The sequence below is a fragment of the Methanophagales archaeon genome, assembly GCA_021159465.1.
In the GTDB taxonomy this organism is placed as follows: Archaea; Halobacteriota; Syntropharchaeia; order Alkanophagales; family Methanospirareceae; genus G60ANME1.
On the sequence record JAGGRR010000109.1, the window covers coordinates 1 to 3,392 of the forward strand.

At 35.5% G+C, this 3,392-nt stretch carries 3 protein-coding genes and 1 pseudogene; all 4 read left to right on the forward strand.

What is annotated here, in order from left to right; translation table 11 throughout:
• Nucleotides 1-56 precede the first annotated feature (56 nt).
• Nucleotides 57-962 (forward strand): annotated as a pseudogene (locus J7J01_05415) (NAD(P)-dependent oxidoreductase).
• Complete coding sequence (locus J7J01_05420) at nt 955-1,089, forward strand: glycosyltransferase (protein ID MCD6210316.1); 135 nt, start codon at nt 955-957, stop codon at nt 1,087-1,089. The pseudogene J7J01_05415 and the gene J7J01_05420 overlap by 8 nt, the downstream one beginning before the upstream one ends.
• A 15-nt stretch (nt 1,090-1,104) precedes the next feature.
• The gene (locus tag J7J01_05425; GenBank protein MCD6210317.1) at nt 1,105-2,259 is read left to right on the forward strand and encodes a glycosyltransferase family 4 protein; all 1,155 of its coding nucleotides are present in this window, start codon (nt 1,105-1,107) and stop codon (nt 2,257-2,259) included.
• A partial coding sequence (locus J7J01_05430) for a glycosyltransferase family 4 protein (GenBank protein MCD6210318.1) occupies nt 2,256-3,392 on the forward strand: 1,137 nt, incomplete at its 3' end. The genes J7J01_05425 and J7J01_05430, both read left to right, overlap by 4 nt.

Genomic DNA, 3,392 nt, shown 5'->3' on the forward strand with positions numbered 1-3,392 from the left:
ACGAGGTTACGGTATTGAGTATTAACGACTGGTGGAAGAGATAGGGAGATGATGCTATGAACATAATCATACCGGGCGGCGCAGGCTTTGTAGGCAGGAATTTGGTAAGGGTACTTGCTTCCGAAAATTACGATATGAAAAAGATAACGGTTCTGGATAAGAACGAAAAGAATCTGGATTATGTGAAGAAATACGGTCTGAAAGCATTACATGCAGATTTGACTGAAAAACAGGATTGGTATGATGAATTTAATGGAAAAGAGGTGGTTATTAACCTTGCAGCTCAGATTTCGTCTCCCAATCCCGAATTGTTTTACAGGAATAATGTATTAGCCACAAGAAACGTGCTTGAAGCAGCTAAAAATGCTGGTATGAAAAGAATCATTCATTTCAGCTCTGCTGCAGTACTTTCTGTCAGAAAAGATTATTATGCACAAACAAAATTTGAAGGAGAGGAGTTAGTTAAAAGAAGCGGACTAGAATATTGTATATTACGACCATCCATTATATATGGTCCAACTGATGACAAAAATATAGGATTTCTGATCGATTTTGCAAAGAAAATCCCTCTTTTCCCTATCCCGGGTCATGGAAAATGGCCCAGGCAGCCAATTTATGTCGATGATATCTGTTATCTCCTTATTTCAATCATGAAAAACTTCCCGAAAAACGAGATTTACAGCATAAATGGAAGAGATGTAATTTACTTTAGAGACATGGTAAAAATGGTTTTGAATCAGCTAAGTGGTTTTAGGTTCAGGGTCTTTCTTCCTATCTGTCTATTCAAATTTCTCATGATGTGCTATCAACGATTGACTGGAAAAATCCAGTTCACACCTGATCAGGTTGATTCTCTTACTGCCAAAGAGGTGTTTCCGAATTATGCATGGTGGGATGAATTTGGTATTGATGTAACCCCTTTTGAAGAAGGGGTCAAGAGGATGGTGGAGTGGAATGAATGAAAAAATATCAATCATCATTCCTGTAAAAAACGGGGAAGAAGAGATCGAGCAATGCCTTGAGGCTGTGTTTAATCAAACAAGGAAAACGTTTGATGTAATTGTGGTTGATGGGCATTCTACTAATTGAGGGATGGAGGATTAAATGAAGATCGGAATTATTTCAGAATATTTTCCAAAAAGTAAAAATCTTGAAATTAGGGGCGGTGCTGAAGCACGAGCTTTTCACATAGCAAAAATTCTTGTAAAGAACAACGAAGTCACGGTAATAACCTCCAGAGAAGATGGGAGAAAAGTAAACGATGAGATTCTTGGGATAAAAGTATTTAGAGTTGGGAAAAGTAGAAAATATACTCAAGCTGGTTCATTTATAGAAAGATTTACATTTATAAAAGATGCAATAAAAATCGGAAAAAAACAAGATTTTGACATCATTGAGGGTACAAATTTTTTAAGTTATCCTGTTGCGTGGAAAGTCGGGGAGTATTTAGCTATACCAAAAGTCATAACATATCATGATGTTTGGATAGGTAAGTGGATAAAAAATATTGGTATCACAGGCATTTTTGGAGAAATCTTAGAAAGATACACACGTTCAAAGAAATGGAACACGATAATTGCCAATAGTAATTACACACAAGAAACTCTTAGAGCTTTTGGGTTTATGTCAGATAACATCATAACAATACACAATGGTGTTGACCTTGAGAAATATCGGAACATAAAAGTTGAAAAATTTGAAGAGCCCACAATATGCACGATTTCACGATTAGTGAAGTACAAAAAAATAGATGATCTCATCAAAGCAGTCAGTATTATACAAAAAGATATTTCTAACATTAAACTTAAGATTATAGGAACAGGTCCAGAAGAAGTTAATTTAAAGAAACTCGTGAATAAGCTGAATTTACGAGCAAATGTAGAGTTTTTGGGTTTCATCGAGAATCATGATGATGTAATACGACAACTAAAAGCATCAGATGTGTTTGCTTTACCAAGTATTGTAGAAGGGTTTGGAATGGTTGTGATTGAAGCAATGGCAGCAGGCATTCCGTATGTGGCATCAGACATCCCCCCTATAAGAGAAGTAACCAGTAAAGGGATTGGTGGATTGCTATTCGAGCCTACAAATTGTGAAGATTTAGCCCTGAAGGTGAAAATGCTGTTGAAAGATGAATCATTACGAGCGAAAGTAATGAAAGATGGGAATAAGCATGTTGAGAATTATGAGTGGACAAAAATGGCTCGCGAAGTTGAGAAATTGTACGACAAATTGATTAATCAGGAGGTTTTAGAATGAAAATAAGCTACTTTACAACACACTTTCCATACAAAAATAAACCTTCTGGTAAAGGATATCCCATTGGTGGTGCTGAAACAGTGGTAGAAAATTTAGCCAATGTTTTGGCTCAAAAAGGACACAAAATATCAATATTTACAACTTCAGCCAGTTCTAAAGACGAAATCGAAAAATATAATGGTATAGCTGTATACCGATATGGAACTAATTTCAAAGTTGCAAGTGGAAGATTTTCATTTGGTTTGCTTAAAAATCCAGTGAAATATTCTACTGATCTCGTTCATGTTCATATATCAGTTCCTATGGGCGATATTGGGGGTTTTTTGTATGCGAAGAGAAAGAATAAGCCTCTTATAGCCACTACTCATTTTGATATGGGATCCTATAAAGGTATTGCAATCAAATCAGCTTATTACTTTTACACTAAATTGATAGCTAAAGTTTTGTCATATGCAGATGTTGTTATTTCTCCTTCTAAAAATTACATCAATGAATCGGAGCTCATAAAAAAATACAAAAATAAGGTGGTTGTAATCCCGAATGGTATAAATATTGAAGATTTTGATATTCCATATTCAAAAGAAGAATGCAGAGAAAAATTAGCCTTCTTACCTTCCGAAAAAATACTTCTATATGTGGGAAACTTAGAACCACGTAAGGGACCTGACATCTTGATAAAAGCTATGCCCTGGATATTAAAAAATGTTTATGATACTAAGTTAGTTATTGTAGGTGATGGTGTTATGCGTAATGAACTAAATAATCTTGCAGAGAAATTGAAGATCTCGGAACGTGTGAAATTTACAGGATTTGTGCATAAATCTGAAAAGGTGTTATATTATAAATCAGCCGATGTTCTTGTACTCCCTTCGCTGTATGAAATCTTTGGCATTGTGAATTTGGAGGCAATGGCTTGTAACGTTCCAATAGTAGCATCTAAGATTGGTGGTATTCCAGATGTTGTTAAAGATGGTGAAAATGGGTTGTTAGTTCCACCGAGGGATTCAGAAGCGTTGGCCGACGCAATAATCTATTTATTAAGGAATAAAGATATAAGAGAAAGGATGGGAGAAAATGGAAGGAAGAGGGTCGAAAATTATTCTTGGGAGAGAATTGCTGAGATGACTGAGAAA